Origin of the sequence: Steroidobacter sp. (assembly GCF_016790065.1) — a bacterium.
In the GTDB taxonomy this organism is placed as follows: Bacteria; Pseudomonadota; Gammaproteobacteria; order Steroidobacterales; family Steroidobacteraceae; genus Steroidobacter.
This window is the reverse complement of the sequence record NZ_JAEUPY010000627.1, coordinates 1-6,696: the sequence shown is the minus strand read 5'-3', so window position 1 is coordinate 6,696 and position 6,696 is coordinate 1. Positions and strand designations below refer to the sequence as shown.

The 6,696-nt window shown below is 60.7% G+C and carries 6 protein-coding genes; 3 read left to right on the top strand and 3 right to left on the bottom strand.

What is annotated here, in order from left to right:
- Window positions 1-531, bottom strand: a 531-nt coding sequence (locus JNL55_RS25760) for an SDR family oxidoreductase (RefSeq protein ID WP_293861147.1), incomplete at its 3' end; no start/stop codon positions are given.
- A 181-nt stretch (window positions 532-712) separates the two neighbouring features.
- Between JNL55_RS25760 and JNL55_RS25755 the strand changes: the two genes are divergently transcribed.
- A complete protein-coding gene (locus tag JNL55_RS25755; protein ID WP_293861144.1) occupies window positions 713-1,690 on the top strand; it encodes a LysR family transcriptional regulator in 978 nt (325 codons plus the stop codon).
- On the opposite strand, the gene JNL55_RS25750 is transcribed toward JNL55_RS25755, so the two are convergent.
- Both JNL55_RS25750 and JNL55_RS25745 read right to left on the bottom strand, forming a co-directional pair.
- On the bottom strand, window positions 1,587-2,042 hold the full coding sequence (locus tag JNL55_RS25750) for a hypothetical protein (protein ID WP_293861141.1): 456 nt from the start codon (window positions 2,040-2,042) through the stop codon (window positions 1,587-1,589). The genes JNL55_RS25755 and JNL55_RS25750 overlap by 104 nt on opposite strands.
- Window positions 2,043-2,055: 13 nt before the next feature.
- Entirely contained in the window at window positions 2,056-2,733 is a 678-nt protein-coding gene (locus JNL55_RS25745) for a glutathione S-transferase family protein (protein ID WP_293861138.1), read from the bottom strand.
- A gap of 258 nt (window positions 2,734-2,991) precedes the next feature.
- On the opposite strand from JNL55_RS25745, the gene JNL55_RS25740 reads away from it, so the two are divergent.
- A complete protein-coding gene (locus tag JNL55_RS25740; RefSeq protein WP_293861135.1) occupies window positions 2,992-4,215 on the top strand; it encodes an efflux RND transporter periplasmic adaptor subunit in 1,224 nt (407 codons plus the stop codon).
- 124 nt (window positions 4,216-4,339) lie between these two features.
- Window positions 4,340-6,696: efflux RND transporter permease subunit (locus tag JNL55_RS25735; RefSeq protein ID WP_293861133.1), on the top strand; the 2,357-nt coding region annotated here is incomplete at its 3' end.

Below are 6,696 nucleotides of genomic sequence, written 5' to 3'. Positions count from 1 at the left end.
TGCGACCGCAGCCACGTCGCGCGCATCGACCCAGCTCCAAGGATTGGAGCGGAACGGGCCGGCGATCAAGCCTTGCTGGGCAATGGTCGGAGCGAACTCGAACAACAATTGCAGCATGTAAGCCGGCCGCAAGCGGGTCAGGGCGACCTCGGGGCAAGCAGCCACGCCGCTTTCGGCCTGGCCGAGCCAGCGAAGCATCCGGGCACAACACATCTGCGGATTGGCGCCGACGCCGGACAGCTGCACCAGGCGTTTGACCCCGGCCGCCTTGGCGGCATTGGCAATCTTCAGATGGGCTTCAGCGATATGGGGCGAATAACCGGACGCCAGGAACGCCGCCTCGACACCCTCGAAGGCGCGTTGCAGACTGGTCGGGTCGTCGGGATCGGCCCGGAACGCCTCGATATTCGGCGCCTTGATGGGCAGATCGGCCGATTCCTGCAGTAAAGCACGGACAGCCACGGGTTGATTCGCCAGCTCGGCAAGCACCGCTCGGCTTACGTGCCCCGTTACGTCCGTCACCAAAAACATCGTTCAATCCCCCGGTAGCAGGTCTTGATCAAGGGTTGCGAAATTGGGCGATACATTAAGCAAGCTTCGGATTGCGGTAAACCACCGCGGCAGCAAAAACTTCGTGCGTTACGGTCATCAATGGACGGCCTACAATGCAACCACGTCAAGGTTCCGTGACTGCAGGGAAAGAATTCTTTGAATGAATAATTTCAGTGACATCGTAGCCTTCGTGCGTGTCGTTGAAGCCCACAGCTTCGTCGCTGCCGCTCAGACATTAGGTATGTCCCCGTCGGCGATTAGCAAGGCGGTGAGCCGCTTAGAGGAACGCCTAGGGGCGCGCCTACTCAATCGGACCACCCGTTCGCTGAGTTTGACCGACTTGGGCACCGGCTTCTATGAGCGTTGTCGTGAAGCGCTCGGCCAGCTCGACCAAGCGGAAAACGAGGTGTCGGAGTCCCGCGGCGTGCCGCGGGGCAAGTTGCGGGTGGATGTGCCCATTTCCCTGGGCCGCAAAATCATCGTGCCGGCCCTGCCGCGATTCATTGAACAGAATCCCGAGCTGACCGTGCAGATGAGTATGAACGACCGCGTCATCGATCTGGTGCAAGAGGGCATCGACGCGGCTCTGCGCGTCGGCAACCTGAGCGACTCGAGCCTGATCGCGCGCCGTGTCGGTCAGCTGCGGGGCGTGACTTGCGCCTCGCCCGAGTACATCGAACGCATGGGCGGCGCGCCGAAGAGTCCGGACGAGCTCAAGCCCGAGCAATGCATCGCCATGTTCCGCCCGGGCAGTAATCAGATTCGTGACTGGATGTTCCGCAAGGACGGCGTCGATCTCACCATCGTGCCGGCGGCGCCGCTGTCATTCAGCGATCCCGAATCGGCCGTGGCCGCCGCCATCAGCGGCGCCGGCTTCGTGCGCACGTTGGACTTCACCGCCGAAGCCCAGATCGCCTCGGGATTGTTACAGCCGGTGTTGGAAGATTGGAACGAAGGCGCGTGGTGGCCGGTGTCGGTCGTGTATCCCCAGCATCGTCAGCCGACCGCGAAAATTCGCGCCTTCATCGAATTCGTCAGCGGCCTGTTCCCTCAGGTGAACTCGGATCGAGCGCCGTCGCTGGGGGCGGACTCGGCTGGGTCTCGCCCGATTCGGATGGTGGCTGCCGCCCCGCCTTGAGCGCTCGCGCCCGATCCCAGCTCCATTTCAGCAGCAGGAAATTCAGCGCGCACGGCAGGATCAGAATCAACGAGGCAATCACTAGAAAAATAGCCTCCTTGGCGCCGAGCGTGAATGCCGTGTACAAGCCCACGCCGCCGGCAGCGACCAGCACCGCGTTAAAGAACATTCCGAGCCCGGCCAGCGCCCGATTCGGCGCAGATTTGAATGCGATCAAGGCCGTCGCAAACGGCAGCAACGGCATCAGCACACCGAAGCCGGCAGTGCCAGGAGCTTTGACCAGCGTCACCACGAAAGACAGGCCGAACAGGGCCAGGAAAATCCAGTTCAATACCGTCGCTGTTTTTTTCATGCGTCGCTCGCGGTTATTGTTTCGGCCCGAAATCATACTTGCCGCCCCGTTCCAGCGCGCGTCTATAGGCGGGGCGCGCGTGAATCTTCTGCAGGAACGTATAGAGCCTGGGCCGGCTTTGATCCAGCCCGCCGCGCACGGCAGCGGCTTCCAAGGGAAAGCTGAGTTGAATGTCGGCGGCGCTGAACTCATTACCGACGAACCATTCGCTGCGAGCCAGTTCACTTTCCAGATAATCCAGATGCAGATTGATCTGGGGCGTAATGAAGGATTGCTTCACCTGTCGCGCAATGGCCTTGGCCACCGGCTTGATAAAAAACGGCAGCGGACCGTTCTCGACTCGATCGAACACCAGCTTCAATAACAACGGCGGCATGGCCGAGCCTTCGGCGTAGTGCAACCAATAGGTGTAGCGCAGTCGCTCATCGGAGCCAGGGGCAGGCGCCAATTTGCCGCCGCCGTGGCGATCCACGAGGTATTCGGTGATCGCGCCGGATTCCGCAATGGTGCGTCCGTCATCGGTAATCACTGGCGATTTACCCAATGGGTGCACTCGTTTCAGCTCCGGCGGCGCCAGCATGGTCTTGGCATCGCGCTGATAGCGCTGGATTTCGTAAGGAATCTCCAGCTCTTCCAATAACCACAGCACGCGCTGTGAGCGCGAGTTATTCAGGTGATGAACCACAATCATTGCCAGCTCCCTGTCACGCAATTGTCACGGCGTAGTCATTGTCGCAAGTTGTGGGTCGATTGACTCGGGCATATGGATATAACCATGTCATTAGTTGGCTAATTCGTCGGTAGTGAGTGGGTCATTCCTGATCCGACTTCATCAATGTCGTGCGCTCAACCCGATTTCTCCACTTGCGTGGCGCGCCTACAGTTGCGCCCCAGTGAGGCAGTGCCACTGCCACCCGTCTTCGTCTTAAAAGGTTTGAGGGAGTTACTAATGAGAAGCGCAACTCAGGATCGCCAGGCCGGTCGCATCGTGACCGTCGTGTTGCCAGCACTCGCCGCCGCCGTGCTCACGCTGCTGCTGCAAGGTTGCACCAGCAAAGCGGACACGCAGGCCGCCGCGCCGCTGCCGCAGGTTTCCATCGCCGCTGCGCTCGAGCGCAACGTGCAGGAGTGGGATGAATTCACTGGCCGCCTGGAAGCGGTGGAATCGGTAGAAGTTCGCCCGCGCGTCACCGGCTATATCGACAGCGTGAATTTCGCTGAAGGCAGCGTGGTAAAGAAAGGCGATCTGTTGTTCGTCATCGATCAGCGCCCGTATCGCGCCGAGTTGGCGAAGGCGGAAGCTGAGCTGGCCCGCGCCGTTGCCCGCGCGGAATTAAGCACTACCGACGTCACTCGCAGCGAGAAGTTGCTCGGCGTGAAGGCCGTATCGCGCGAAGAGTATGACCAGCGCATCAACGCCCAGCGCGAAGCGCTTGCAAACGTCGAAGCCGCCCGCGCTGCTGTGACGACCACGAAGTTGAATCTCGAATTCACTCGCGTCACTGCACCGATCTCCGGTCGAGTCAGCCGAGCAGTAGTGACCGCCGGCAACTTGGTCACTGGCGGTTCGACTCAGGCCACGTTGTTGACGACGGTGGTGTCCATCGATCCGATCTACGTGACCTTCGAAGGCGACGAGCAGGTGTATCTGAAGTACACGGAACTGGCGCGTCGTGGCGATCGACCGAGTTCACGCGATGCTGCCAACCCGGTGTTGATGGCGTTGGCGAACGAACAAGGCTTCCCGCACAAGGGTGCCATGACGTTCGTCGATAACCAGGTCGATTCACGCACCGGCACGATTCGCGCCCGCGCGTCGTTCGACAACAAGGACGGTTATCTGACGCCGGGCTTGTTCGCCCGAGTGAAACTGCTGGGTCACAACTCGCATCCGGCAGTGCTGGTCGACGATCGCGCAGTCGGCACGGACCAGAGCCAGAAGTTCGTTTACGTGGTCGATAGCGACAACAAAGTCGCCTATCGCAGCGTCAAGGTCGGCCGGCTCACCGATGGTCTGCGCATCGTGCAGGAAGGCTTGGAGCCGGGCGAGAACGTGATCGTGAACGGTCTGCAGCGCGTGCACCCGGGTGTGGTCGTCGCTCCTGAAAAGGTGGCGATGGATGCGCGCCTGAACGAAGACGCGATGTTGGCCTCGGCCGCCACCAAGCTGTAACAGCCAGGCGCCCGCACTGTAAGCGGGCGCCTCTCACCGAAGTCAATTGCTTTAGATCTGTCCGCTGCGGCCTGGCGCCGCGGCCTTGGGGACGCTTTCGCCCCCGTTTTGTGGGGAGTGACTTATGAAATTCGCTCGATTCTTTATCGACCGGCCGATCTTCGCCGCAGTGCTGTCGATCATCATCTTCCTGGTCGGCGCCATCGCGATGTGGCAGCTGCCCATCAGCCAGTATCCGGAAGTCGTGCCACCTACCGTTGTGGTGAGCGCGCAGTATCCGGGTGCCAATCCTAAAGTGATTGCGGAAACCGTTGCCGCGCCGTTGGAACAGGAAATCAACGGCGTCGAGAACATGCTCTACATGTCCTCGCAGGCCATGAGCGACGGCCAGATGACGTTGACCGTGACGTTCCGTCTCGGCACCGACGTCGACACCGCGCAAGTGCAGGTACAGAACCGCGTCGCGCAGGCGTTGCCACGCTTGCCTGAAGACGTGCGACGCGTTGGCGTCACCACTTTGAAGGCGTCGCCCGACCTGTTGATGGTCGTGCATCTCACATCGCCCGAAGGCCGTTACGACACGGTGTACTTGCGTAACTACGCAACGCTGCAGGTTCGTGACGTGCTCTCGCGTCTGCCCGGCATGGGCGAAGTGCGCTTGTTCGGTTCGGGTGATTACTCGATGCGCGTGTGGCTGGATCCGGAGCGCATCGCGAGCCGCGGACTAACGGCAACTGATGTCGTGAATGCGATTCGCGAACAGAACGTGCAAGTTGCCGCCGGCGTCATCGGCGCCGATCCGGCGCCCGCCAATGTCGACTATCAATTGAACGTCACCACTTCCGGACGCCTGGTTACCGAAGAACAATTCGGCGACATCATCATCAAGACGCTGGCCGACGGTTCCATCACCACGCTGAAGGACGTGGCTCGCATCGAACTTGGCGCCGGCCAGTATTCGCTGCGCAGCTTGCTGAACAACAACTCGGCATTGGCGATTCCGGTGTTTCAGGCGCCGGGTGCCAACGCATTGGAACTGTCGGACGCCGTCCGCGAGACCATGCACGAGCTGAGCAAAAACTTCCCCGAAGGCGTGAAGTACGAAATCGTCTATGACCCGACCATTTTCGTGCGTGACTCCATCAAGGCCGTGATTCACACCTTGTTGGAAGCGCTGGCACTGGTGGTGATCGTGGTCATCGTGTTCCTGCAGACCTGGCGCGCCTCGGTCATTCCGTTGCTGGCCGTGCCTGTGTCCATCATCGGCACGTTCGCGCTGATGCTGGCGTTCGGTTTCTCCATCAATGCGCTGTCGTTGTTCGGCCTGGTGCTGGCCATCGGTATCGTGGTGGACGACGCCATCGTGGTGGTCGAAAACGTAGAACGAAACATCGAGAACGGCTTGTCGCCGCGTGAAGCGACGTACAAGGCCATGGAAGAAGTCAGTGGCCCCATCATTGCCATCGCACTGGTGCTGGTCGCGGTATTCGTGCCGATCGCGTTCATCACCGGTCTGACCGGCGAGTTCTACAAGCAGTTCGCGTTGACCATTGCCATCTCGACGGTGATCTCGGCGATCAACTCGCTGACCCTGAGCCCGGCGCTGGCCTCGATTCTGCTGAAGCCGCACGGCGCCAAGCCGGACGCGTTGACTCGTGGCATGGACAAGGTGTTTGGCCGATTCTTCCGCGCCTTCAACAACTTCTTCCATCGCTCGGGCGACAAATACGTCGGCGGCGTGCGTGGAGTGTTGGCGCACAAGGGCGCGACCATGGGCGTGTTTGCGCTGCTGCTGGTCGCGACCTGGGGCGTGTTCCAAGTCACGCCGAAAGGATTCATTCCGGTGCAGGACAAGCAGTATCTGATCACGCTGATTCAACTGCCGAACGCGGCCTCGTTGAATCGCACCGAAGACATCGTGCGTGAAGTGGCCGATGTCGGCCTGAAAATTCCTGGTGTTCGCGATGCCGTGCAGTTCCCCGGCTTGTCGGTGGCTGGGTTCACCAACAGCCCGAACGCGGCCATCGTGTTCTTCGGCCTGGACGACTTCGACAAGCGGACGACCGCCGAGCTGTCGGGATTTGCCATCGCCAACCAGCTCAACGGCGCCATGGGCTCGATCAAGGAAGCACAGATCGTGACGTTCCCGCCGCCGCCAGTGAACGGCCTCGGCGCGCTCGGCGGCTTCAAGCTGCAGTTGGAAGATCGCGCCGACCTGGGGTACGACGAGTTGTACAAGGCGACGCAGGCCGTGTTGGCCAAAGCGCGGCAAGCGCCTGAGCTGACCGGTGTGTTTTCCAACTACGAAGTGAACGTGCCGCAGATCCTCGCCGACGTGAATCGCGTCAAGGCGAAGGAACACGGCGTGCCGCTCAACAACGTGTTCGAGACGCTGCAGATCTATCTGGCCTCGCAGTACGTGAACGACTTCAATCGTTTCGGCCGTACTTACAAGGTGATCGCGCAGGCGGACTACGACTA